The sequence below is a fragment of the Sporosarcina pasadenensis genome, from assembly GCF_047228845.1.
Classification (GTDB): Bacteria; Bacillota; Bacilli; order Bacillales_A; family Planococcaceae; genus Sporosarcina.
In genome coordinates this window covers 25,690-49,290 of sequence record NZ_JBFEGM010000013.1, presented here as the reverse complement: position 1 = coordinate 49,290, position 23,601 = coordinate 25,690, and the positions used below count along the sequence as shown (strand labels likewise).

The following is a 23,601-nucleotide window of genomic DNA, read 5'->3' as shown; positions in this document are numbered from 1 at the left end:
TGTTGTATAATTAAAGTAGGGATAATATATTCATTTAATCATACAAAGTCTATCCTTATAAATTTACCATAAGATCTCATGATATTCAATGCCATTTTGAGCGATGAAACGATAAAAATAATAAAGCATAACCCCGTTCTGCATGGAGAACGGGGTTATGCTTTATTTAAATTTAAATTAGAACTCAATCCATCTCTCTTGCTTTCTGTGTGTCCCTAATGTTTTTCTGAACAGTAATTGCTGCAAATACACTTAGAACAAAAGCCATGCCGTAAAACCCTTTTTCACTTAAAACGATGCTCCCTGCATTGTACAGACCGATGCCCATGAGTAATATCGAAATAAGAAGTGCAAGCCAGCTAATGCCGTAGTAAATATTCGTTACGGGAATTCCCTCATCTTTATCTCTGACTGCTTTTTGCAATGATACAGATGAATAGAGACCGAATATTAGAATTGCAAAGTAATACCCCTTTTCATTCAGCTCCATTGTTGCGTTGAACAAACCTATTAGATAAGCCGAGGCCCCGATTAACAGCGCTGCCCAGGAAGCCCCTTTGAAAGCGGCAGTTGGCTCCCCATCTTTTCTTTCCACTTTCATCTTTGGTTCACTTCGATTCTCCCTGTCGAATAAATCTTCAATATCATTTTTCATTGAAAATTCACCATCCCTTTAGAATTATCATATCCAAACGTATTTAAATCAGCAACATTTTTTTCCAATGCTCTCATCCTGATTACTACTATGTTATTCACCAGATAGGTTTAAATGACTGTTTCGATGTTACGGACACACCTGAAGCATAATCACTTCTTCACAATTACGAAGCAATAGGTGGAGAATATAATGATACAATTTACAATAATTTTATTTTAATAGGTTTATAGTTAGGCTAACTGGGTAAGTAGATAGGTAGGAAGGAAATAGTATGGATTTCTTCATATTTTTTAGGAGGGGATGAGAAAGTGTTCAGGAAAAAACTTATTCCATTGTTTTTTGCCATGCTGCTTGTCCTGTCGGGATGTGCCGGTTTCAAGACAGGCGACAGCACTAGCGCAGATAGCGGGGATAAAGTCGTCATCGATTTTTGGAGTTTTTGGGGGTCTGAAATCAGGCGTCCGGTCATTGATAAAATCGTAGAGGATTTCAACAAATCGCAAGACAAGATTGAAGTGAAGCATACATTCGTTCCTTGGGGAGACATTTGGACGAAGGAGCTGGCGGCAATCGCGGCAAAAAATCCGCCCGATGTCGTCATAAACGATATTAATGCGACAGCGCTCCGCGGACAGAAGAACCAGGCGATGAACCTATCGAATTTCCTTGAAAAGGATGATATTTCGGGAAGGTTCTATGAGGAGCTTTGGAATGCGACCCTTTACGAAGGGGATTCATACGGCATTCCATTCAATACGGACACGAGAATCCTTTTTTACAATAAAACAGCGTTCAAAGAGGCTGGACTGGATCCGGAAAAGCCACCTGCCACTTGGGACGAGCTTTGGGAGTACGCGGAAAAGCTTGATGTGAAGAATGGAGATACATATGACCGGATCGGATTTTATCCGCTCTGGGGAGTGAATTCGGATGTGTGGATGCTCAATTCGGACGGGAAAAACTTCTTTGATGAGGATGGCGTTCCGATTATCGATACGGAAGCGAACCGGGAAACGCTTGAATGGGTATTGGATTGGCATGAAAAATACGGTGCCAACACGATTAATTCCTACAAGTCACAAATCGATAGCCAGCAAGGGAATCCGTTTTTCAATGGCAAGCTTGCGATGTATGTAAACACACCGACATTTTATACGCAAATCCGTGACTATGCGCCGGACCTTGATTTCGGAGTAGCGATGCTGCCTGAACGTGAGCCGGGGAGTGGCAATACGAGTTGGGGCGGCGGATTCGTCGCTGAAATTCCACAAGGGTCGAAGCATCCGGAAGAAGCATGGGAATTCATAAAGCATTTGACGGATGTAGAAGCACAGGAATACTGGGCTGTAAAAAACTTTGACAACGTCGCGAATATCGAAGCGGCCGAAAGAGCAGCGAAAAACAAAGAGATGCCGGACAGGGACAAAGTGGTTTACCAAATGGCAATCGATAATATGGAAAATACTCTCCTGACGCCTGTGCCTGTGCACGCGCCGGATTTCGTGAACTTGATCAATCCTGAATTGGATTCGATTCTTCTCGGGAAAAAATCTGTTGAACAAGGATTGAAGGATGCACAGCAATCCGTTGAAAAACTGGTCGAGAAAAGCAAATGAACGGAAGTATGGGGAGAGCAATGAAGCTCTCCCCATCAGCCTGTTGACAAACGCTCGCATCCGTTGTTGCTTGTGTCGCTCGTCCGCTCATGAACTTTAGTTCTATTCGCGTCTTCGCTCCACTTCGCGCCTAGGATGACAAGCGTTTTCAATCAGGCTGAGGGATATGTCTATTAATCGTATTTATCCCTAAAATTGAGTGTGGACAAAGTCAAAGTTCGACTTTGTCTACACTCTGATGGGGAGAGCAATGAAGCTCTCCCTGTTTTACTGGATGCAAGGGAGGGAACCAAATGCGGAAAAAATTGAATTATAAAAGGATGGAAGGGCTGCAAGGGTATGTATTCATACTTCCTTGGATTATCGGATTCCTCGCCTTCACAGCAGGGCCGCTCATCTTTTCTTTTGCGGCAAGTTTCACCAACTACAATATTACGTCCCAGATGGATTTTATCGGATTTGAAAACTATGAAAATCTTTTCGCTGCCGATAATCTGTTTTGGACATCCTTATATAACACATTCTATTACGTGCTGTTTTCCATTCCGTTAACGACTGCCGGAGCAATCTTTTTATCGGCATTGCTCAATCAAGACGTACCGGGCATCCGTTTCTTCAGGACAATCTATTATTTGCCGGCAGTGCTTTCCGGGGTGGGGGTTTACCTCCTTTGGATGCAACTGCTCGATCCAGGAACCGGTTTAGTGAACACTGCACTTGGATGGTTCGGCATTCCAGGACCGAATTGGCTATTTGATCCCGATTGGACGAAGCCGGCACTTATTTTCATGAAAATGTGGAGTGTTGGGGGAGGAATGCTTCTATACCTTGCAAGCATGCAAGGGGTATCGAAGTCGCTGTATGAAGCTGCAAAAATTGACGGTGCGAGCAGTTGGCAACAATTCCGTTTTATTACAATTCCAATGATTACGCCTGTCATTTTCTTCGATATTGTCACAAGCCTGATAGGCGGCTTTCAAATTTTCCAGGAAGCATATGTCATGTCGAATGGAGAGGGCGGGCCGGTGAATTCGATGCTCTTTTATAATTTGTATATGTGGAAGAAGGCGTTCGAAGCGTTCGACATGGGCTATGCGATGGCGATGTCATGGATCCTCTTCATCATCGTTTTCATCATTACGATCATCAATTTGAAGCTTGCGCCACGCTGGGTTCATTACGAAGGGGAGGAGAGATGATGGAAGAAGTCGTTAAAACCGAAGAGTCGAAAAGGCATGAAAAAACAAATTTAAATCCGGCATATTTCGACAATATACATACGAAAAGGAAGCTGTTGTCGCTTATCAATTTCATCTTGCTTGCAGCAGGCAGCCTCCTCATCTTGTCGCCAATCTGGTGGATGATTTCCACTTCCCTCAAATCGATGGCGGAAGTGATGACGTATCCGCCGACATTTTACCCTCATGAATGGAATTGGGATAACTATATCAAAACGTGGAAAGCAGCCCCATTCGACACGTATGCGATTAATACGATCACAATTACGCTACTCGTCGTCATGGGCAGTGTCCTCGTCAACTCTTTCATCGCGTACGGTTTTGCCAAAGTTCCGTTCAAGGGAAGGAATATCCTGTTTGCTATCGTCTTATCGACGATGATGATTCCAGGTTTTGTAACGCTCATTCCGCAATATGTTCTGTTTTCAAAATTGCAATGGATCAATACATATTATCCGCTCGTCGTTCCCGCCTTTTTCGGAAGTGCATTTTTCATCTTCCTATTGCGGCAGTTTTACATGACGATTCCGAACGAACTCATTGAGGCTGCGAAAATGGAAGGGGCGAGTCATTTCCGTATTTGGTGGACAATCGGGCTTCCGCTTACGAAACCGGCACTTGCGACTGTGGCGATCTTTTCATTCAACGGCGCATGGAACGACTTTTTAGGACCACTCCTTTACTTGAACGATGAAAACCTTTATACGCTCCAGCTCGGCTTGCAAGTGTTCAAAGGGGAAATGAATACACAATGGAACTATCTAATGGCGGGGTCGCTCCTCGTACTCCTTCCGGTCATTATCCTGTTCTTCTTCTTCCAGAAGTACTTTATCCAAGGCATTAACCTGCAGTCAGGAGGGAAGTGAGCTGCAACTGTTCATCAATAACGAAAGAGGGTATCCGCATGTCGAAAATTGTATTGAAAAACGTATATAAGCACTTTGACAAAAAGGTGACTGCTGTCTCCGATTTCAATTTGACCGTGGAAGACGGTGAATTCATCGTTCTCGTCGGACCTTCCGGGTGTGGCAAGTCGACCGTCCTGCGGATGATCGCAGGATTGGAAGAGATTTCATCAGGCGAGTTTTACATCGACGGGAAGCTGATGAACGATGTTCCTCCGAAAAGCAGGGATATCGCGATGGTCTTCCAAAATTATGCGCTTTACCCACATATGACAGTCTATGACAATATGGCTTTTGGATTGAAAATAAGGAAGTTCAAAAAGGATGAAATAAAGAAGCGTGTAGAAGATGCGGCTGAAATTTTAGGGCTTGAGGAGCTGCTTCATCGGAAACCGAAGGCGCTGTCAGGCGGGCAGAGACAACGTGTCGCACTCGGACGATCAATCGTCAGGGATGCCAAGCTGTTCCTTATGGATGAACCGCTTTCGAATCTTGATGCAAAGCTACGCTTCCAAATGCGCGCGGAAATTGCAAAGCTGCATCAGCGGCTGAAGACGACATCGATTTACGTCACGCATGACCAGACGGAAGCGATGACGATGGCGAGCCGGATCATCATCATGAAAGAAGGCGTCATCCAACAGATCGGGACGCCGAAAGACGTGTACGATAATCCGGAAAACACGTTCGTCGGCGGATTCATCGGTTCTCCTTCCATGAATTTTTTTAATGGGAAAATTGAGGGTGACCAATTCGTGACGGAAACTGTCAGCATTAATATACCCGCTGAGAAGATGGCGTATTTGCGGGAACAAGGTTATACAGGTAAGGAATTGACGATGGGAATCCGTCCTGAGCATATCCACCTGCAAACGAGCGAAAAAGAGGCGGGAGGGGCGAATGCAATCCTGTCCAAAATCATCGTTTCCGAACTGACCGGGGCTGATACACTCCTTTATTCAATGCTCGGCACACAAGAATTGATTGCCGAAGTCGAATCGCGGACAAATGTGTCCCCTGGTGAAGATGTCTATTTGACGTTCGAAATGAACTGCGCCCATTTTTTCGATCAAGACACCGGTAGAAGAATCCGCCCTGTCGAATCGGTAGTTCTAGTTGGCTGAATGGTCGAAAGATTATGAAATGACTAAAGCGTATTGACTTTTCTAATCACTCTCTGCTAGATTAAGTTGTAATAATAATAATCAGTGACGAGAAATAGTAAGAGAAGAATGCTGTTCTTTAGAGAGTCGACGTTTGGTGAAAGTCGATGGACAGGTCTTATCCGAAAATCATCTCCGAGATGTAAAGCTGAAAATAGTAAGCTTTGCCGGACTTCCACCGTTATCTGGAACACGTATGATCGTACGTTGACTGAGCGCCGCACTTTTTCTTCTTTAGGGGAACTTGCGGAATATGGGTGGTATCGCGAGCACAAACTCGTCCCTACTTTAGGGGCGAGTTTTTTTATGCGGAAAAATGAAGAGTTAGGTTACAAATTAATAAGGAGGTTCAATAGTTGTGAAAAATTTAGTTGTCGTCGCAGGTTCGTTAATTGTCGCATTTGCTTTCAATTTCTTTCTCGTCCCTTATGGGATACTAAGTAGTGGAATTAGTGGGATAGCTATTTTAATCGGATTGATCACTCCATTTGATATCGGTCTAATGAATCTCTTGCTTAATTTGCCTTTGCTCATTTTAGGGTACTATAAACTCGGAAGACTGATTACTTTCAATACATTGATATGTGTTGTGTCACTTTCCGTTTTCTTATATATATTGCCAGTTATCCCTTTGACAGATAATATCTTATTGGCGACGATCTTTGGAGGAGTCATAAGTGGGATTGGTGTTGGCTTTATATTAAAATACTCCGGCACTTCGGGTGGTTTGGATATTATTGCAATCATCCTTTCCCGAACGAGTAATGTAAGTATCGGACTTCTTCTTACGGGTATGAATGGCATCATCGTTCTTATTTCCGGTGCTGCCTTCAACTGGAATATCGCTTTATACACACTATTGTCTATTTACTTGACCGGTAAAATGATTGATAGCATTCATACGAATCACATTAAACTAACGATGCAGATTGTCACTTCGAAAGGGGAGGCGATACGGGAAGATTTATTGAAATCCATCTATCGGGGCATTACGATTACAGAGGGTTATGGTGGCTACACCCAAGAGAAGAAACATATCTTAATGACGGTCGTAACACGTTACGAAATGTTACAAGTGAAAAAGATTGTCCGTGACTATGATGAGACTGCATTCATTAATATATTTGAGACTGTTGAAGTTGACGGTGCTTTCGCTAAGAATTAGGAGGATTTACGATGAGTAGAAAAAATGTGTTGTTTTCGGGGCTTATGCTCTTTTCATTATTTTTCGGGGCTGGTAATCTGATCTTTCCACCCCTTCTAGGGTTGGAATCAGGGAATAACTTTGGCCCGGCTATTACCGGTTTTCTTATTACAGGTGTCCTGCTGCCATTCATGGCAGTTATGGCCATCTCGCTGTCTGAAAACGGGCTAATATCTATTGGCAGCCGAGTGCATGGACTGTTCGGCTTGATTTTTGCAATTATCATTTACATGTCAATCGGGGCTTTATATGGTATTCCAAGAGCTTCAAACGTCGCTTACGAATTAGGCGTTAAACAGATCGTAGATGTCGATGGCTGGCTTGCCCTATTTCTATTCTCCTTACTATTTTTCGGAGTGACTTATTTTATTAGCTTAAATCCAAAGAAGATCGTTGATCACATCGGACAGCTCTTAACACCTATTTTATTGCTAGTCTTGGCTTTGCTTGTAATCCGTGCCTTCATTAAATTTGAGGACATCGCTTCACCTGCGGTAGGAAATTATGCATCATCCCCATTCGTCAAAGGGTTCGTCGAAGGGTATTTCACGATGGATGCTGTGGCGGCGCTGGCGTTCGGGATTGTCGTCATCAACGCCCTGAAAGATAAAGGTGCAACATCCAAGTCGGAGCTCGTGAAAGGGACATTGGGAGCAGGTGTCATAGCCGGTCTTGGACTTGCCGTTGTTTACGTCTCCTTAGGATGGATTGGAAGGGTTATACCGAGGGAAAACGATTTTGCCAATGGTGCAGAGATCTTGACTGTCGCTTCAGACATTTTATTCGGTAGTGGCGGGGGGCTTCTGTTCGGTGTAATTGTCACTTTGGCATGTCTGACGACTTGTGTTGGCTTGATCAATGCCTGTTCCAGATTTTTCAATGAAATTTATCCGAAAATTCATTACCGTTCTTATGTCGCTATTTTTGTATTAATCGGCTTGTTGGTGTCTAATTTGGGGTTAAATACGATTCTTAGTTTGGCAGTGCCTTTGTTAGTTTTCATTTACCCGATTTCCATTGTGTTAGTGATCCTTTCCTTGTTCCAGCATTTTGCAGGTGGAGGGAAGATGATGTATCGGCTTTCAGTATCCGTGACAGCGATTTTTGCATTATACGAAGTATTGACGAATATCGGTTACAAGATGGAAGTCTTAACGGGAGTGCTAAGTGTTGTGCCGTTCTTTGAGCACGGACTCGGCTGGATCTTGCCTGCATTTGTTGCTGCAGCGATTGGTTACGGGATGGATAAAGTCAAGGGGGATGTTTAAAAGTATGGGTATGGAAACGACTATTCTTTCCATACTCTTTTTTTATTTTAAAGGCCGTGGATTTCCGTTCCTGGCAGACGCTTTCCGCGGGCACGGCTTCCTGATCTCTCAGGATCACAAAAACATTGCTCGCAACGCTGCGCTTGTGCTCGCAAACACCGTTCTTCGTGACGGTGTTCGCTGGAGTCGCTGCCTTCCACTCCAATCCACTGGTATCCGTTACGGATTTAGATGAATCACATCTAAGTTAAGAAGTTACCCAATAGGGGAAAGATTGAGTGCTTCCGTGTTAAAACAAGTGCAACAAAATAATGAACCTTTCGTCCATATTGATATATCTCTAAATTTTTAAATCAATAAATGTGAAGTGGATTTCCTTATTTTATATAAGCCTCTTTACTAAAATACTTTATTTTTACATGGGGGGAGTTAAAATGACAGAGTTTTTTTCTAGCTTCTTATTTATTATATGTTTACTTTTAATTTCTCTAGGCGTATTTGCAGCTATTTATACATTCTTTTTTACTTATGCTATAATTCCGGCCTTGATTTTACTATTAACAGGGATTTTTTTTTTCATTTCAAGGAAGTTGTCGTCACTTAAGACACTAGATGAATAGTGTCTCCGTTGATTGAAGCGGAAGGTGGCGACTCCTGCGGAAAAGCGAGACAGCTGAGACCCTGCAGGAGTGAAGCGTAGCATAACGACGAAGCGGCTCAGCGCTCGCCCGCGGAAAGCGTCCACCTGTAGCGTAAATCAACAGTATATTTTATAAGAAAAAACGGTTCATCACGGAAAGTTGGTTTTTACTAACTTTCTGTGATGAACCTATTACATAAAAGCTTATCGAATTGTTTTCAATGCTGTTGCCCAAGGGATAACTTGGTCTAGCATTTGGTTTACGGAGGTAGCTTGTACTTCCGCTGGTTTGAACTCAGTCATGTTTTCGAAATCAGTGAATAGGGATAGAGCTGGGTGGACACGAACGTCGGCTACGGATAGTTCACCTAGGATGCCGCGTAAATGTTCTGCTGCACGAGCACCGCCTACTGAACCGTATGATACGATGCCTGCTGCTTTGTTGTTCCATTCTTCCCGTAGGAAGTCCAATGCGTTTTTTAAAGCTCCAGTAATGGAGTGGTTGTATTCTTGAACGATGAAGACGAATCCGTCCTGTTTCCCGACGATCTCTGACCATGCAGCTGCTCCTGAAGCGTCGCTTCCTGGCTCACCGAGCAATGGCAATTTGTAATCTGCGATATCAATTACTGTATAAGTAGCGTCTCCGCGTTGATCTGCCAATTCTTTTACCCAAGCACCTACTTGAGGGCTTACACGTCCTTCACGAGTCGACCCTAAAATTATACCGATATTTAAATTTGTCATTGTTTTTTCCTCCTGTTGTTTAGATCCAAATAATTTATCAAAAAGTCCCATCCTTAAAATTTCACCTCCTCAAAAATATTCTTTATCAAAGTTCTTTGTACTGCGAACAGTGTCGATTGGTCGTACAAGGCCCTCGATTTCTTCGCGTTTGTTTTCAAAGAATGGCGGTAATGATAGCTTTTCACCAAGTGTTTCATACGGCTCATCTCCCATGAAACCAGGACCGTCCGTTGCCAATTCGAACAGAATGGAAGGTGCGATTCTCGTATACAAGGAGCCGAAGTAATAACGTTCTACATAGCCCGAGTTCGGCAATTGGAAGCCATGAAGGCGTTTTTGCCATGCATCTATGTCCGCGCGGTTATCTACACGAAACGCCGTATGATGGACGGTGCCAAATCCTTGTCGAGCTTGTGGGAGAACAGTGTTATATTCAACAACTATTTGAGCACCGTTGCCGCCCTCGCCCATTTCGAATAAATGGAATGACTCTTCTTGTGCAATTTCCTTCATCACAAATACTTTCTCCAAAATTTCTCTCACATGATCGAAGAATGATGTGCGGATATGGATAGGTCCAAGTCCTGTAATGGCAAACTCCAAAGGGATTGGGCCTTTTTGCCATGGAGTTCCCGATTCTACTCCTTTATTGAACTCATCAGAAATGAGTTGGTATTGCTGATCGTCAAAGTCTACAAATGACAAGATCTTTTTACCAAATTGCTCCTGTATGCCTTCGTGCTTCACGTCAAATTTGTCGAAGCGTTTCACCCAATACTCCAGTGCCGCATCGCTTGGTACACGGAAGGAAGTTTTGGAAATCTCGTTTGTTCCATGTACTCCTTTTTGAATTCCAGGGAAATCGAAGAATGTCATATCCGTTCCTGGATTGCCTGCATCGTCTGCGAAAAACAGATGATACGTCTGGATGTCATCTTGGTTCACTGTTTTCTTTACGAGGCGTAAACCTAATGTGTACGTGAAGAAATCATAGATTTTCTCTGCACTGCTTGTAATGGCAGTTACGTGATGTATGCCTTTTAATTCGTTCATTTGCATTGGCCCCCTATACTTTATCTTGAATTCGAGATATATAAGTAAAAAAATATTAGATTATCAACTAACTTTTTTTAGTTCTATTACTTTCGTTTGAATTAATTTATCTTTAATTCAAGATAATAATAACATGCCTATAACTCCTCGTCAATAATTTCGTTTTGGAGAATGAAAAAAGCATCCGGAAAGGTAGTTATACTTCTTTCCAGACGCCTTCTATATTGTTTTGCACTAGTTGAATTTCAGTTTAATTAGGCTTTTTTGCAATCGCTTCGATTTCCACGTCTGCTCCAAGTGGAAGTGCTAAAACTGCGACACACGTTCTTGCGGGATAAGGTTTGGAAAACTTCGTTGCATAGACCTCGTTCATTGCGGAAAAATACTTCATATCTGTTAAGTATACATTTACTTTTACAACATCATCAGGTGTTAGGTTGGCTGCTTCCAACGCCTCGAATAAATGATCAAAGCAAAGCTCTGTTTGTTTGCCGATGTCACCTGAAATGTTTTCTGCAGAAGCGGAGTTCATTGCGGTTTGCCCGGATAAATAAACTAAATCGCCCGCGTCTACCGCAGCCGAGTATGGACCTGATGCTGTTGAGCCCTTTACCTCATAAGCTTTTCTTGCCATCATAATTCCTCCTTCATTTATGAGCTGATATTCCATCATAGCTTAATCAGCTCTTTTTGTATAGAAGTTGAGTATTTTCATCATACAAACCTCCTGTTATCGGCAGATATAGCACTTGTATGTTTGCAATGCAAAGCTTATTGGATATAGAAGTAAGATGAGACGCATAATAGGGAAAACCGAGTTTGCACAACGATGAATAATGAGGGCGGATTAGTCGAACATACAAGTGTATAAAGACTTTGTGTATTGAATACATGCAAATTCAATCCTAACCAGGGGGTCGATCCGATTGGAGGAACTCAATCGAGAGCATTTAAAAACAGAAGGATTTAACGATGATATCTTGCCGACGAAGCCAGAGGAACGAAGCTGGAGCATTGGAAATTATGCGTCTGTATGGATGGGTTCCGTACATAATATTCCGAACTATATTGCCATCGGCGGACTTTTTGCTTTAGGGTTGTCTGTTGGACAAGTTTTCGCTGCCATCATGGTTGCATCGATTATTATATCGGTAGTAATGGTGTTGAATGGGCAGGCTGGATCTAAATATGGTTTGCCCTTTGCTATGTTAATCCGCTCATCTTTTGGAACGAAGGGCGCAATGGTTCCAGGGATATTGAGAGGGGTAATCGCCGCAATTATGTGGTTTGGTTTTCAAACATACGCAGGAAGCCAAGCCTTGTCCATTCTCATTGCGAAGATGTGGCCGCCGTTCTTGACATTGGGCGGGAATTGGAGTCTTTTGGGATTGTCATTGCCTGGGTTAATTTCATTCCTACTATTTTGGCTGTTCAACGTAGCTTTAATTTATGGGGGAATGAAATTTTTAGGGAAGTTTACAAACATCCTCTCTCCGATTGTCTATGTTGTTTTTGGCGGAATGGCAATTTGGGCAATTAAATTAGCCGGAGGGATTGGCCCGATTTTAGCTTACACAGGTAATGGAGTCAGTGGAAATCCAGTGGTCATCTTCATAGCAGCAATCACTGCTGTCATTGCTGCTTGGGCGGCTCCGATAGTAAGTGTTTCGGACTTCACAAGACTGGCCGTCTCTACGAAAAGTCAGGCAATCGGCCAAACAGTCGGGTTAATTGTTACCTATTTATTATTTGCTATCGCAAGTATTTCGATCATTGTAGGGTCTGAAATTGCCTTTGGAACACCTATTTGGAATGTGCTTGATGTCGTTGCCCGATTTGACAGTACTTTTGCAATAGCGGTATCTGTCCTAACCCTTTGTTTGACGACATTATCGGTGAACGTGACAGGTAATATTGTTCCCGCCGGTTATCAATTGGCATCGCTATTCCCGAAAAAGCTGACATTTAAATCAGGTGCAACGATTGCCGCGGTCATTGGCGTACTCGTCATGCCGTGGAAATTGATGGAGAATGCGACAAGTATCTTTACATTCTTAAGTATTATCGGCGGATTATTGGCTCCCATCGCAGGTGTTATGCTCGCCCATTATTATGTAGTTTCAAAAACAGAAATCGACTTGGGTGAATTGTATTCGAAGAACGGAAAATATAATTACAAAAACGGTTTTAATGGAAATGCCCTAATAACATTAGCTTTTTCTGGGGTGCTTTGCTTAATCGGTAATTTTGTCTCGTTCTTTGAACCGTTATATGAAATGTCTTGGTTTGTAGGAATTATTTCAGCCTTTATTCTATACAGCGTACTGGAGACGCGTAGAACAAATAGGGCACATTGAATTGAATGAAAAAATATGGAGGGATTTACGATGGGAAAATACGATTTGATCATTAAAAACGGAACGATTGTTACGGCTGATTCAACAGTTCAAGGAGATATCGCTGTTAAGAACGGAAAGATCATGGAAGTGTCTGTCGGAAAACCGATCGAAGCAACGGCAGCTCGTGAAATAAATGCTGATGGGTTGCATGTTCTTCCGGGTGTAATCGATTCTCATGTCCATTTTAATGAGCCGGGCAGAACGGAATGGGAAGGGTTGGAGACAGGGAGCAGAAGCTTAGCTGCCGGCGGGGCGACATCATTTTTCGATATGCCGCTGAATAGTACGCCCCCTACGATCAATAAAGCCAATTTAGAGATGAAACGTGAATTGGCAGAGAAAAAATCCATAGTGAATCCATATTATTGGGGCGGGCTTGTACCTGAAAACTTGGCTGATTTAAAGGATCTTCATGAAAACGGAGTTATCGGATTCAAGGCGTTCATGTCACCGAGCGGCATTGACGATTTCCACAATGTTGATGATGAAACGATTTATAAAGGAATGAGAGAGATTGCGTCATTAGGATCTCTATTAGCCGTTCACGCTGAAAGTACGGTAATGTGTGAACAGCTTGCAGAGGAAAGAATAGGTCAAGGCAAAGTAACAGCGAGAGATTATGTAGAATCACGTCCAGTCATTTCGGAGATTGAAGCGGTCCGAAGAATACTTTCCTATGCAGAACTGACGGGCTGTAAACTTCATATCGTGCATGCAAGCAGCCGGAAAGTCGTTGAAGTGATTAACGATGCAAAACAAAGAGGCGTCGACATAACCGTTGAAACGTGTCCGCATTATTTATCACTGACTGTAAAAGACCTGGAGGAACAAGGCGTTATCGCAAAATGTGCCCCTCCATTAAGAGATCAAGAAGAAGTGGATGAATTATGGACAGCAGTCGCAAATGGAGAAATTGACACGATCGGCTCCGACCATTCCCCTGCGCCAGCATCAATGAAAGTGATTAGCGATAATATCTTTGATGGATGGGGTGGAATTTCAGGAGCCCAGTCCATGTTGAATATTCTTTTGACGGAAGGGCATTTCAAACGCAATCTTCCATTGGAGAAAATTGTTGAATTGACGGCAACAAACCCTGCGAAAATATTCGGGCTGACAACAAAAGGGACGATTGCAGTTGACTATGATGCTGATTTGACACTCGTCGACTTGAACGAAAGCTTTGAACTGAAGAAAGAGGATCTGTTTTACCGTCATCAACACTCGCCTTATATCGGCATGACATTTAAAGGGGCAGTGAAGAAGACAATTGTCGGCGGGGAAATAGTGTTTGAAAACGGACAACCAATAACAAAATAAGAACTGACATTGGAATGGATAATGATAACCGTACACCATAAAAGTTATCGAGGGGAGAGGGATTTCTTAAATGACACCAAAGGAAGCGCAACCTCAAATGGAACAGAAAAAGAAATTCACGATTCCCTATTGGTGGAAAGTGGTTTTTGCATTCTCACTAGGATGGATGTTTATAAATGCCAATAAATATTTCTTGAATCCTATCTTAGGGCATATTGGTTTGGAGTATGACTTGAACAATTCCCAGCTCGGACTGGTCAATAGTATATTCTTTCTAACGTACACGATTGCCCAAATTCCTGTGGGAGCTTTCAGTGATAAATTTGGCAGGAAGAAATTACTTGTCATCGGTTTTATCTTATACGGGATTTTAACTGGTGTCAGTGGCCTCATGGCTGGTTTCACAGGCTTTTTGGTCGCTCGTGCACTTGCGGGGCTTTCATCAGCAACCTATTTTAGTCCCCAATTCGCCCTATCGTCTGAAGCGATACCGGAAAAAAATAGAACCGTTGGGAGTGCCATCATTAACAGTGGGTCAGGGATAGGAATTGCTTTCGGCTTCATCCTGTCGAGCACATTGGTGTTAGAAAAAGGAATGAATTGGACGGTACCTTTTTATATCTTCGGCGTGCTGACAATTCTTGTCGGAATATTAATTACGGTATTGGTCAAAGAAAAAAGACCGGAAACACTAAAGCAACGACAAGAAAAACCTCTAGAGAGCGGAGAAAAAGTTTCAATTCTTTCATTACTTAAAAACCGTAATCTGCTGATTACGTTCCTCGTCTTATTTTGTTCTCTTTACGGGTTTACGGTCGTTGTCACGTGGTTGCCGAAGTTTTTGGAAACGGAAAGAGGATTCCAAGGCAGTCAAGTTGGTTTAATATCGGCTTTAGTTCCATTAGCTTCTATTCCAGGGGCGCTTGTCGCCAGTTATATATCCGATCGCTTAGGTCGGAAGAAGCCTTTCGCATTCGTGCTCATTCCAATCGCTGCGATCGCTTTATGGGCAACTGTCTATGTTCAAAGTACGGGATTGCTGATTACAGCGTTATTAATTTACGGGTTATTTGGCAAGATCGCGCTGGATCCGATTCTTCTCGCATCTATATCCGAAAACGTCGATAAATCAGTGTATGGGATTGCTTTCGGTCTTTTTAATTTCGTAGGCATGATTTCATCGGTTATCGCCCCTTGGTTCGTCGGCTTTCTCGCTGATAAAACGGGCAGCATGACTGCAGGATTTTACTCAGCGGTTGTTGTTCTAGCAGTTGGGTTCGTAATAATGATGTTCTTTAAAGAAGGTCCAAAAGTAAAAGTGCAGTTGCATAAAAATTAATAAACAGTAAGGGTATATTATAATTAAATTAAAAAAGGGGCAGATGAATGTGAAAGATGTAACACGTGAAATTGCTCACCTTGAAGAGTGGTTAGGTGAATTCGGAAAAGATTCCGAAGGTGGGGTTACCCGCTTGCTTTATACAAAAGAGTGGGTTGAGGCGCAGAAAGCGTTAGAACAATTAATGCAAGAAGATGGGTTGACTACCCGTTATGACGAAATCGGAAATTTATTTGGCCGTTTAGAGGGCAGTACGTATAAAGATGAAACAATTTTAACCGGCTCTCACGTAGATACAGTGAAAAACGGCGGTAAATTGGACGGTGCATTCGGGATTTTAGCGGGTATATTAGCCGTTCGATTGTTAAAAGAAAAATATGGACAACCGCTCCGTAATCTTGAGGTCGTATCGTTTGCCGAAGAAGAAGGAAGCCGATTCCCTTACGCTTTCTGGGGTTCCAAAAATTTTGTCGGCATAGCAAAAAAAGAGGACGTTGAAAACATAACGGATTTTAACGACGTTCCATTTGTAGAAGCTATGAGAGAAGCTGGTTTTGATTTCAGAGATGAATCAAAACCGTTCCGGAGTGACTTGAAGGGATTTGTCGAAATCCATATTGAACAAGGCAATGTCTTGGAAAAGGAAGGAAAAGATATTGGAGTTGTCCATAGCATTGTCGGGCAGAGACGTTTTACGGTTGAGGTAAAAGGTGTGGCGAACCATGCAGGGACTACTCCTATGGGGTATCGTAAGGATGCTTTATTTGCCGCTAGCCAAATAATTAACAGCATCATCAGCAGGGCAAAAGAATATGGCGATCCGCTCGTTGCGACGGTAGGGAAAATCGAGGTCAAACCGAATACCGTAAACGTCGTTCCAGGAGAAGCATTATTTACGTTGGACGTTCGACACACCGAAAAAGAGGTTCTTGTAAAATTTACAGAGGAACTGACAGCTATCATCCAAAAGATTGCTGCCGAGTCTGGCGTGGAAACAACTATTGATATGTGGATGGATGAGGATCCGATTCCTATGGATAAACAAATCGTTGCAGCCATTGAGAAGCAAACGAAAGAAAATGGCTTCAATTATAAGATGATGCATAGTGGTGCAGGCCATGATTCACAAATCATTGCGCCAGTCCTGCCGACAGCAATGATATTTGTACCAAGCCGGGAGGGGATCAGCCATAATCCTTTGGAATATACAAGTCCGGAACAGTTGGCGGTGGGCGTTCAAGCATTGATGAATTCCCTGTATGCATTGGCTTACAAGGAGTAACAACTAAAAAAGACGGTCCTACCAAAATTAGTGATTTCCAAAGGAGGTGCAGAAAAGCGATTGATTTTTTCTGCGCCTTCTTTTTAGTCTTGATGAAATTTGTAGCAGGGATGTACCTCAGTAAAATGAATAAAAGCAATGGATTGGGAACAATTTAAGGACAAATTGTTGAAAAAGGAGATGCATTCTAGTGAAGGAAGTGAATTGCGATTTCTCACCAATGAAACAAACGTTAAAAGAGGATATACATGAAATCATAACAGCCTTACAAAACAATTTAGAAGCAATCGATAACGAAAATAATTGTCTCCTGAGTACTATTGAGAAAATTAAAGAAGACTTTTTAGATATCGAAATGAAAGCCGCTACATTTTATTTAAATTGTTATTTGTCTCCTTTCACTGACAAGTACTCTGAGTTGTCAATTTGCGTACAAAATTTGGCGAGGATGAGGCATGGCGGTTTAATCGTTATTCAAAGGGAAGATTCGCTTGAAGCCTTACTAAAAGCGGGTATTCCAATAGAGGCGGATGTGACCCATTCTTTATTGGAGTCGATTTTCTACCCTGGAAGCCCGCTTCATGATGGCGCTGTTTTGATCAATCATAACCGGATTGTTTCCGCAGCAAATGTTCTTCCGTTGTCAACTAGAAATGCGGGTGATAAAAAACTTGGCACACGGCATCGGGCGGCTTTAGGATTATCCGAACAAAGTGATGCCCTAGTACTTGTTGTATCAGAGGAGACAGGCAAGATTTCCTTTTCAATAAATGGAAAATCTTATCCTGTTACTGCTCATTTTTCCTTATAGCTCCTCTGAGTTGATATTGACAAATCGTAATAAAATCTATACTATTACCTCGAATTCAAGATAATTAGATACAGCGTAATTTATTTCATAACAAGATGGCTTGTTTTAGAAAAAGAAAAATTCATTGCAAAGGAGCGGCGAATTCATTGAGTAAAAAAACAAGAGGAATCCATCATATCAGTGCGATTGTAGGGCATCCTCAAGAGAATGTGGATTTTTACGCAGGAGTCCTAGGGTTACGTTTAGTGAAGCAAACAGTTAACTTTGATGATCCGGGAACGTATCACCTCTACTTTGGTGATGAAGGGGGTCATCCAGGTACAATCATCACATTCTTTCCATGGGCAGGAGCCCGCCAAGGAGTAATTGGTGATGGTCAAGTAGGTGTTACATCATATGTCATTCCAGAAGGTGCACTTGTCTTTTGGGAAAACAGGTTGAAGAAATATAACGTCCCTTTCACCAAATCACAACGTTTTGGAGAGGATCATTTGACGTTTGATGATCCCCATGGCCTTCACCTCGAAATCGTGGAGAGAGTAGGAGGGGAAAAGGATAATTGGGAATTCGGCGGAATTACTGCGGACGTTGCAATTAGAGGGTTTGGTGGAGCAACGCTTCTATCCAAACAACCTGAAAAAACAGCTGAACTATTAGAAAAAGTGATGGGGCTTGAAAAAGTTGGAGAAGAAGGGGATATCGTTCGTTTTCGTTCATCCAGCGATATAGGCAATGTAATTGATCTGAAAATGACAACCAACGGAAGTGGCCTTATGGGGGTTGGCACCGTTCACCATATTGCATGGAGGGCCGACAATGACCAGGATCAGTTGGAATGGAAAAAGCATATCGAAGGATTTGGATATGGCGTAACCCCTGTTCAAGATAGAAATTATTTTAACGCCATTTATTTTAGAGAACATGGAGAAATTCTATTTGAAATTGCAACAGATACACCCGGATTTGCCCATGATGAAACATATGAAACAATGGGAGAGAAATTAATGTTGCCTGTCAAATATGAACAGTACCGGGAACAGCTTGAACGTAGGCTTATACCGATTCAGGTAAGGGAACTAGATGAATCAAGACATCAATTATAAGAATAAAACTCATCTTATAGGGGAATAAGAGAACAGTATGGTTTCAAATTCCAAAGAAGCAGGTGCAACGATGGGTTTTTTAGATAAATTATTCGGGAAAGCAAAGGAGATGGAAAAAATGACAAATGTAAATGTAGCTGTAATTTTTTACAGTATGGGTGGTACAAACTATCAACTAGCACAATGGGCTGAAGCAGGAGCAACAGAAGCAGGTGCTGAAGTTAGAGTGTTAAAAGTACAAGAGTTAGCTCCGCAATCTGTCATAGAGGGCAATGAAGCTTGGAAATCGACTGTCGAAGCGACAAAAGACATCCCGGTAGCTACATCGGAGGATCTTGAATGGGCGGATGCCATCATATTCAGTGTCCCGACCAGATTTGGAAATATGCCATCACAAATGAAGCAATTCCTAGATATTCAAGGCGGGTTGTGGGCGAGTGGAAAGACGGTCAATAAAGTGGTGAGTGCCATGACTTCTGCACAAAATCCTCATGGTGGCCAAGAAGCTACACTATTGTCCTTGTATACATCTATGATGCACTGGGGCGCTATTATTGCAACTCCTGGTTACACTGATCCGGTTATTTTCGGCGCAGGGGGAAATCCATATGGGACAAGTGTAACAGTCGATCAAAACGGTAAAATGATTGAGGATGTGCAGGCTGCTGTTAAGCACCAAGCAAAACGCACGGTTACAGTTGCAGAGTGGGTTAAAAAAGGAAATCAATAAGATTTTATTGAAGGGGGTTGTCCAATTCTGGACAACTCCTTTTTATGTCTGCGCTCAAAGTGAGGTATCCGGCGCTCAAAGTGAGGTATTCGGCGCTCAAAATGATGCATCCGGCGCTCAAAGTGAGGTATCCGGCGCTCAAAATGATGCATCCGGCGCTCAAAGTGAGGTATTCGGCGCTCAAAATGATGGATCCGGCGCTCAAAGTGAGGTATCCGGCGCTCAAAATGATGGATCCGGCGCTCAAAGTGAGGTATCCCGCGCTCAAAATGATGGATCCGGCGCTCAAAAAAGGTAGGGCACCTGCGTCCAAAGCAAGCGCATCCGCGTCCAAAGTGAGCTATCCTGCGCCCAAAGCAAGCACCCTGGTATTGCATTGGCGTTGAAATGACAGTGTGCTGCCAACTAGTGGCGGCTTTTTAAATTTTATATAATCTACGGTTGTATAATCTTTATACTTGATATACTTTTTATATCGTTATATACTGAAATTAATCAATGGAGGTGGTACCCATTAAAGTATGTCCCTATTTAGAATCGTGTTTCGAAATTTTGGGAAGGCGTTGGAACGGGCTCATTATTCATTACTTGTCGAATTGTCCCGAGTTCACTGCTCACTTTTCCGATATGAAGCGCGACTTGCCTGAAATTACCCCGCGGGCGCTTTCAATGAAATTGACCGAACTCAGCGAACATGGCTTAGTCGTAAAAAAAGTGACAGAAGGAACTCCTGTCATCATTTCGTATCATTTGTCCGAAGCGGGACAACAACTAGCACTAGCCCTGCAACCAATACAGGCTTGGGCACAACGGCATATTGAACTTGATGTATCCGATCATACAAGAGAAAAGGGGAAGTAAAATGGAGAGAAATAATAATATGGTATGTGATATGGAAACAGGTATTTGTGGGCCAGCTGGGGACGACTTGGGTACAATGGAATTCATCGATTTGTCAGCACCGAAAAAAACGATTGACCTTTATTATGTAACCGATCCGATCTGCTCGCATTGTTGGGCATTGGAACCGGTACTCCGAAAATTTGTCCATCAATATGGACATTACTTCAATATGCACACGCTTATGGGTGGATTACTTGAAAAATGGGGGGATGATCCGGTCGATACTGCAAACGGGATATCAGGACCGTCTGATGTCGCTGGTCACTGGAGGGAAGTCGGTGAACATTCGCGCATGCCAATCGATGGCACCGTTTGGTACGATAATCCAATCTCATCTTCTTTCATTCCTTCTCGGGTCTACAAGGTGATTCAAGGAAACCATCCTGAGCTAGCGAATACATTTTTACGCCGGGCGAGGGAAGAACTCTTCGCATTCAATAAAAACATTGCACAAGACGATGTCTTAATCGATATTGTCAATCAAGTTGGGCTGGATGGGGAAGCAATCGTTAAGCAATCCAAGCTTCCGGAAGCAGACACTAAATTACATGAAGACTTCCAGCTCGTCCGCCAGTTAGGTGTCCGTGGATTCCCTACAATCGTCATGATGAATGAAGAACAAAAAGGCGTAAGGATCGTCGGTGCACGAACGTTAGAGGACTATTCGAATGCACTCCAACAATTGTTGCCGGCTGAAAAAATAAAGCCGAAACAGCTTTCCGGGTTGGAGCAATTGATACAACAGGAAAAATTGCTGTTCTCACGCGAAATCGAAGAATATTATTCAATCGAAAAAAGTGAGTTCGACGTTTTCCTCCAAAAAAAATTGCCGCAAGATACTTACACCGTAAGTGAGATTCTTGGTGAAAAATATATTCAACTAACATAATACTAAAAGCGGCTCCTCAATTGGATGCCGCTTTTGTTATGATTTGGCACTTCCGTTTAATTCGAAATGGGAGGGGAATTCTAAGATGGCAGCAATCATGTGGAAGGAGGAGAAGCAGATGAAACAAAATATCGGTACAGTAAATTCAATGGTCAGGATTGCGGGCGGATTGACTATACTTGCATGGTCCATTGCAAAAATGGCTAGGGAAAAACCTTCTAGTGCTCAAATATTCTTTTCAATGATGGGTGCGCAAAAAGTTGCTGAAGGAGTCACGCGATACTGCCCGATGACGGATCTGTTGGAGTAAATAGGTGGAGGGAAAAAAAGAAGTGTGCCGAGTCACAACTTGCACACTTCTTACTTTCCCCAAGCCCATTTTTCTGTCCAAACCTTATTTTTCAAGATCCAATAATTGCTTCTTCATTTCCAAACCACCCCGAAAGCCTGTCAAACTCCCATTTTTCCCGACAACGCGGTGGCAAGGGACGGTAATCAAAAGTGGATTGGCTCCGATTGCAGCTCCGACTGCACGTACAGATTTCGGATTTTGAATCCTTTCCGCTATATCCGAATAGGAAACCGTTTGTCCATACGGTATTTCAAGCAAAGCCTTCCAAACGGATCGTTGAAACGGGGTCCCATGCAGATCTAGTGCTATTGTAAACTCTTTCCGTTTCCCTTCCACGTAGTCAATGAGTTCTCTTGCATAAGGCTCCATGACAGTTCGGTCCTCAAGTAGATGATGCGTAGGAAGTCGTTTCTTCGTCCAATCAGCAAGCTCATCGAATGGTGCGTTGTGTGGCCCTGCATAGCAAAGTCCTTCATTCGTTGCAGCGATGTATATATTCCACTGCCCATAGTTCAACAGCATCCAATAGACGATATCCTCATTGTTTTGCTCCATATGCTCTCCCCCCCCTTCTAGCCTAGTTGTTGTGCTTATTATACCTTCTATTTAGATGTAAAAGATATGCTGCGTACCGCTTGCGTTGATTAAAAGTGTTAAGGAAGGGGTAAAGAATCAAATAGATCGGAGGTCATTTGAATGAAAAAAATTGGTGCATTATCATTTGCCGGTGCGCTATCTCTCATGTTGATCGGCTGTGGTGCGGATGGCCAAAAAGAAAAGCCAACCGCAAAAGAGGAGACTCCTGTGGATGTAAAAGAAGAGACTATAAAAGAGGAGACTCCTGCGGACATGCTGCAAAATATGGATGAACTGGATTATGTAGAATTTGAATTGGAAGTTGAATATGCAGGCGATCACGAGTACGAAGCGGAACTCGAGACGAAAAGCGTAGGCACTGTTATAGCTAAAATTGAAGATGAATTGAATCATGTCAGGAAAGATGGAACAGAGGCATTCGATGAGTTGTATCCTCTTGTTCAAAAGTTGACAATCACACAGCAAACGAACAAGGATGAAGCGATTGCAGAAGTATTGAAAACCTTCAACCTGCCGACTGACTATACAAAATTTGATCTGGAAATCACATTTAATGATGGAACGAAAATAGAATTTGATGACAAAACAAATAAATAAAGCTCTTCTAGCAAACGTGAGTCATATCACGTTTGTTTTTTGTTTGGAGGTAACGGTCGATGAATACTTGCTTATTATTGAAAAATCCGATATTATAGGGGTATAGGGTATGTGAGCGAATCGGAGGTGATACGTATGTCCGAAACGATTAAGAAAACGGTCCAACCGAACAAACAACAGTTGTTAAACCGTTTAAAACGGATAGAAGGGCAAGTGAGAGGCGTTCATCAAATGATTGAGAATGACCGCTACTGCGTAGACATCCTACACCAAATTAGTGCAATTCAATCTGCAATGAACAAGATTTCCCTTGCCCTATTGGAAGATCATACGCATCATTGCGTCGTGAAAGCGATAAAAGGGCAGGATGGCGAGGCGGCTATTCAAGAGCTGATGAGCGTCATGAAAACAATGACCAAATAGTCTAAAAACCAATTTATTGTCATACCTTCGAGGGGTATGGTATATTGAAAATTAGTATGAGTAGGGAGGTTTGTTCAACATGAAAGAAGTGCTAAAAGTAGAAGGCATGTCATGCAATCATTGCGTCAGTTCAATTGAAAATAGCGTAGGAAGCTTAACTGGCGTTTCCGCAGTAGCAGTAGATTTAGGCAAAAAGGAAGTATCTGTCGAGTTTGAAAACGAAGCTACGTTGAAGGAAATCAAAGAAACGATTGAAGACCAAGGCTATGACATCGCTTGATTGAAAGCATTCCGCTTACACCACGTGGGGGTATAGAGCGGTTGGAGAAGGGATTATGCGTCAATCGTATAATCTTTCTTTTTT

Annotated in this window: 26 protein-coding genes and 1 other annotated feature; of the genes, 20 read left to right on the top strand and 6 right to left on the bottom strand. The window is 42.6% G+C overall.

Going from position 1 to position 23,601, the window contains the following annotated elements; all coding sequences use genetic code 11:
• Nucleotides 1-184: 184 nt before the first annotated feature.
• Nucleotides 185-655: an inner membrane protein YiaA gene (yiaA, locus tag AB1K89_RS15605; RefSeq protein ID WP_252501612.1), complete on the bottom strand. Its 471-nt coding sequence runs from the start codon at nt 653-655 to the stop codon at nt 185-187.
• A 311-nt stretch (nt 656-966) separates the two neighbouring features.
• Here yiaA and AB1K89_RS15600 point away from each other — a divergent pair, with 311 nt between their 5' ends.
• The 7 genes from AB1K89_RS15600 to AB1K89_RS15570 all read left to right on the top strand — a co-directional run bounded on the left by AB1K89_RS15600 (nt 967) and on the right by AB1K89_RS15570 (nt 8,287).
• Nucleotides 967-2,274, top strand: coding sequence for an ABC transporter substrate-binding protein (locus AB1K89_RS15600; protein WP_413055631.1), 1,308 nt, complete (start codon nt 967-969; stop codon nt 2,272-2,274).
• Between the two features lie 293 nt (nt 2,275-2,567).
• Nucleotides 2,568-3,473 carry a carbohydrate ABC transporter permease gene (locus AB1K89_RS15595; RefSeq protein ID WP_413055630.1) on the top strand — a complete coding sequence of 302 codons (906 nt, stop codon included), beginning with the start codon at nt 2,568-2,570 and terminating at the stop codon, nt 3,471-3,473.
• On the top strand, nt 3,473-4,378 hold the full coding sequence (locus AB1K89_RS15590; protein ID WP_413055629.1) for a carbohydrate ABC transporter permease: 906 nt from the start codon (nt 3,473-3,475) through the stop codon (nt 4,376-4,378). The genes AB1K89_RS15595 and AB1K89_RS15590 overlap by 1 nt, the downstream gene beginning before the upstream one ends.
• A 38-nt stretch (nt 4,379-4,416) precedes the next feature.
• The gene (locus tag AB1K89_RS15585; protein ID WP_413055628.1) at nt 4,417-5,541 is read left to right on the top strand and encodes an ABC transporter ATP-binding protein; all 1,125 of its coding nucleotides are present in this window, start codon (nt 4,417-4,419) and stop codon (nt 5,539-5,541) included.
• A gap of 75 nt (nt 5,542-5,616) precedes the next feature.
• Nucleotides 5,617-5,868 (top strand) — a binding site (T-box leader).
• 70 nt (nt 5,869-5,938) lie between these two features.
• Nucleotides 5,939-6,745, top strand: a complete 807-nt coding sequence (locus AB1K89_RS15580) for a YitT family protein (protein ID WP_413055627.1) — start codon at nt 5,939-5,941, stop codon at nt 6,743-6,745.
• A gap of 11 nt (nt 6,746-6,756) precedes the next feature.
• A complete protein-coding gene (gene brnQ, locus AB1K89_RS15575) occupies nt 6,757-8,052 on the top strand; it encodes a branched-chain amino acid transport system II carrier protein (protein WP_413055626.1) in 1,296 nt (431 codons plus the stop codon).
• Between the two features lie 4 nt (nt 8,053-8,056).
• On the top strand, nt 8,057-8,287 hold the full coding sequence (locus AB1K89_RS15570) for a hypothetical protein (protein WP_413055625.1): 231 nt from the start codon (nt 8,057-8,059) through the stop codon (nt 8,285-8,287).
• A gap of 609 nt (nt 8,288-8,896) precedes the next feature.
• Here AB1K89_RS15570 and AB1K89_RS15565 read toward each other — a convergent pair.
• The 3 genes from AB1K89_RS15565 to AB1K89_RS15555 all read right to left on the bottom strand — a co-directional run bounded on the left by AB1K89_RS15565 (nt 8,897) and on the right by AB1K89_RS15555 (nt 11,126).
• Entirely contained in the window at nt 8,897-9,490 is a 594-nt protein-coding gene (locus tag AB1K89_RS15565) for an NADPH-dependent FMN reductase (protein WP_413055624.1), read from the bottom strand.
• Nucleotides 9,491-9,508: 18 nt separating this feature from the next.
• Nucleotides 9,509-10,492 (bottom strand): ring-cleaving dioxygenase, encoded by a 984-nt coding sequence (locus AB1K89_RS15560; protein WP_413055623.1) that lies wholly within the window; start codon nt 10,490-10,492, stop codon nt 9,509-9,511.
• Nucleotides 10,493-10,742: 250 nt separating this feature from the next.
• Nucleotides 10,743-11,126 carry a RidA family protein gene (locus AB1K89_RS15555; protein ID WP_252501621.1) on the bottom strand — a complete coding sequence of 128 codons (384 nt, stop codon included), beginning with the start codon at nt 11,124-11,126 and terminating at the stop codon, nt 10,743-10,745.
• 292 nt (nt 11,127-11,418) lie between these two features.
• Here AB1K89_RS15555 and allW point away from each other — a divergent pair, with 292 nt between their 5' ends.
• The 7 genes from allW (at nt 11,419) to wrbA (ending at nt 19,476) form a co-directional block, all read left to right on the top strand.
• Nucleotides 11,419-12,849, top strand: a complete 1,431-nt coding sequence (allW, locus tag AB1K89_RS15550; RefSeq protein WP_413055622.1) for an allantoin permease — start codon at nt 11,419-11,421, stop codon at nt 12,847-12,849.
• Between the two features lie 30 nt (nt 12,850-12,879).
• Nucleotides 12,880-14,211: an allantoinase gene (locus tag AB1K89_RS15545; protein WP_413055621.1), complete on the top strand. Its 1,332-nt coding sequence runs from the start codon at nt 12,880-12,882 to the stop codon at nt 14,209-14,211.
• A 70-nt stretch (nt 14,212-14,281) separates the two neighbouring features.
• Complete coding sequence (locus AB1K89_RS15540; protein WP_413055620.1) at nt 14,282-15,550, top strand: MFS transporter; 1,269 nt, start codon at nt 14,282-14,284, stop codon at nt 15,548-15,550.
• A gap of 43 nt (nt 15,551-15,593) precedes the next feature.
• On the top strand, nt 15,594-16,832 hold the full coding sequence (allC, locus tag AB1K89_RS15535) for an allantoate deiminase (protein ID WP_413055619.1): 1,239 nt from the start codon (nt 15,594-15,596) through the stop codon (nt 16,830-16,832).
• 190 nt (nt 16,833-17,022) lie between these two features.
• On the top strand, nt 17,023-17,643 hold the full coding sequence (cdaS, locus tag AB1K89_RS15530; protein ID WP_413055618.1) for a sporulation-specific diadenylate cyclase CdaS: 621 nt from the start codon (nt 17,023-17,025) through the stop codon (nt 17,641-17,643).
• A gap of 146 nt (nt 17,644-17,789) precedes the next feature.
• On the top strand, nt 17,790-18,746 hold the full coding sequence (locus AB1K89_RS15525) for a ring-cleaving dioxygenase (protein WP_413055617.1): 957 nt from the start codon (nt 17,790-17,792) through the stop codon (nt 18,744-18,746).
• Between the two features lie 118 nt (nt 18,747-18,864).
• The gene (gene wrbA / locus AB1K89_RS15520; protein WP_413055616.1) at nt 18,865-19,476 is read left to right on the top strand and encodes an NAD(P)H:quinone oxidoreductase; all 612 of its coding nucleotides are present in this window, start codon (nt 18,865-18,867) and stop codon (nt 19,474-19,476) included.
• A 4-nt stretch (nt 19,477-19,480) separates the two neighbouring features.
• Here wrbA and AB1K89_RS15515 read toward each other — a convergent pair whose 3' ends face one another.
• Nucleotides 19,481-19,810, bottom strand: coding sequence for a hypothetical protein (locus AB1K89_RS15515; protein ID WP_413055615.1), 330 nt, complete (start codon nt 19,808-19,810; stop codon nt 19,481-19,483).
• 179 nt (nt 19,811-19,989) lie between these two features.
• On the opposite strand from AB1K89_RS15515, the gene AB1K89_RS15510 reads away from it, so the two are divergent.
• The 3 genes from AB1K89_RS15510 to AB1K89_RS15500 all read left to right on the top strand — a co-directional run bounded on the left by AB1K89_RS15510 (nt 19,990) and on the right by AB1K89_RS15500 (nt 21,578).
• Nucleotides 19,990-20,337, top strand: a complete 348-nt coding sequence (locus AB1K89_RS15510) for a winged helix-turn-helix transcriptional regulator (protein ID WP_413055656.1) — start codon at nt 19,990-19,992, stop codon at nt 20,335-20,337.
• Between the two features lies 1 nt (nt 20,338).
• On the top strand, nt 20,339-21,268 hold the full coding sequence (locus AB1K89_RS15505) for a DsbA family protein (protein WP_413055614.1): 930 nt from the start codon (nt 20,339-20,341) through the stop codon (nt 21,266-21,268).
• Between the two features lie 85 nt (nt 21,269-21,353).
• Nucleotides 21,354-21,578, top strand: a complete 225-nt coding sequence (locus tag AB1K89_RS15500; protein WP_413055613.1) for a YgaP family membrane protein — start codon at nt 21,354-21,356, stop codon at nt 21,576-21,578.
• Between the two features lie 84 nt (nt 21,579-21,662).
• Here the strand turns inward: AB1K89_RS15500 and AB1K89_RS15495 are convergent, their stop codons facing one another.
• Complete coding sequence (locus AB1K89_RS15495) at nt 21,663-22,175, bottom strand: methylated-DNA--[protein]-cysteine S-methyltransferase (protein WP_413055612.1); 513 nt, start codon at nt 22,173-22,175, stop codon at nt 21,663-21,665.
• A gap of 141 nt (nt 22,176-22,316) precedes the next feature.
• Between AB1K89_RS15495 and AB1K89_RS15490 the strand changes: the two genes are divergently transcribed.
• The 3 genes from AB1K89_RS15490 (at nt 22,317) to copZ (ending at nt 23,517) form a co-directional block, all read left to right on the top strand.
• Nucleotides 22,317-22,814, top strand: a complete 498-nt coding sequence (locus AB1K89_RS15490) for a YusW family protein (RefSeq protein ID WP_413055611.1) — start codon at nt 22,317-22,319, stop codon at nt 22,812-22,814.
• 135 nt (nt 22,815-22,949) lie between these two features.
• Nucleotides 22,950-23,237, top strand: coding sequence for a metal-sensitive transcriptional regulator (locus AB1K89_RS15485; protein ID WP_413055610.1), 288 nt, complete (start codon nt 22,950-22,952; stop codon nt 23,235-23,237).
• Between the two features lie 79 nt (nt 23,238-23,316).
• Nucleotides 23,317-23,517, top strand: a complete 201-nt coding sequence (copZ, locus tag AB1K89_RS15480) for a copper chaperone CopZ (RefSeq protein ID WP_413055609.1) — start codon at nt 23,317-23,319, stop codon at nt 23,515-23,517.
• Nucleotides 23,518-23,601 lie beyond the last annotated feature (84 nt).

Excerpts from the sequence above, each read along its gene's own strand:
- wrbA (WP_413055616.1), top strand. The coding sequence starts at position 18,865 with ATGACAAATGTAAATGTAGCTGTAATTTTTTACAGTATGGGTGGTACA.
- AB1K89_RS15565 (WP_413055624.1), bottom strand. The coding sequence starts at position 9,490 with ATGGGACTTTTTGATAAATTATTTGGATCTAAACAACAGGAGGAAAAA.
- AB1K89_RS15540 (WP_413055620.1), top strand. The coding sequence starts at position 14,282 with ATGACACCAAAGGAAGCGCAACCTCAAATGGAACAGAAAAAGAAATTC.
- AB1K89_RS15590 (WP_413055629.1), top strand. The coding sequence starts at position 3,473 with ATGGAAGAAGTCGTTAAAACCGAAGAGTCGAAAAGGCATGAAAAAACA.
- AB1K89_RS15485 (WP_413055610.1), top strand. The coding sequence starts at position 22,950 with ATGTCCGAAACGATTAAGAAAACGGTCCAACCGAACAAACAACAGTTG.
- AB1K89_RS15490 (WP_413055611.1), top strand. The coding sequence starts at position 22,317 with ATGAAAAAAATTGGTGCATTATCATTTGCCGGTGCGCTATCTCTCATG.
- AB1K89_RS15555 (WP_252501621.1), bottom strand. The coding sequence starts at position 11,126 with ATGGCAAGAAAAGCTTATGAGGTAAAGGGCTCAACAGCATCAGGTCCA.
- AB1K89_RS15505 (WP_413055614.1), top strand. The coding sequence starts at position 20,339 with ATGGAGAGAAATAATAATATGGTATGTGATATGGAAACAGGTATTTGT.
- brnQ (WP_413055626.1), top strand. The coding sequence starts at position 6,757 with ATGAGTAGAAAAAATGTGTTGTTTTCGGGGCTTATGCTCTTTTCATTA.
- AB1K89_RS15560 (WP_413055623.1), bottom strand. The coding sequence starts at position 10,492 with ATGAACGAATTAAAAGGCATACATCACGTAACTGCCATTACAAGCAGT.
- AB1K89_RS15595 (WP_413055630.1), top strand. The coding sequence starts at position 2,568 with ATGCGGAAAAAATTGAATTATAAAAGGATGGAAGGGCTGCAAGGGTAT.
- AB1K89_RS15545 (WP_413055621.1), top strand. The coding sequence starts at position 12,880 with ATGGGAAAATACGATTTGATCATTAAAAACGGAACGATTGTTACGGCT.
- AB1K89_RS15500 (WP_413055613.1), top strand. The coding sequence starts at position 21,354 with ATGGCAGCAATCATGTGGAAGGAGGAGAAGCAGATGAAACAAAATATC.
- allC (WP_413055619.1), top strand. The coding sequence starts at position 15,594 with ATGAATGTGAAAGATGTAACACGTGAAATTGCTCACCTTGAAGAGTGG.
- AB1K89_RS15495 (WP_413055612.1), bottom strand. The coding sequence starts at position 22,175 with ATGGAGCAAAACAATGAGGATATCGTCTATTGGATGCTGTTGAACTAT.
- AB1K89_RS15570 (WP_413055625.1), top strand. The coding sequence starts at position 8,057 with ATGGGTATGGAAACGACTATTCTTTCCATACTCTTTTTTTATTTTAAA.
- yiaA (WP_252501612.1), bottom strand. The coding sequence starts at position 655 with ATGAAAAATGATATTGAAGATTTATTCGACAGGGAGAATCGAAGTGAA.
- copZ (WP_413055609.1), top strand. The coding sequence starts at position 23,317 with ATGAAAGAAGTGCTAAAAGTAGAAGGCATGTCATGCAATCATTGCGTC.
- AB1K89_RS15585 (WP_413055628.1), top strand. The coding sequence starts at position 4,417 with ATGTCGAAAATTGTATTGAAAAACGTATATAAGCACTTTGACAAAAAG.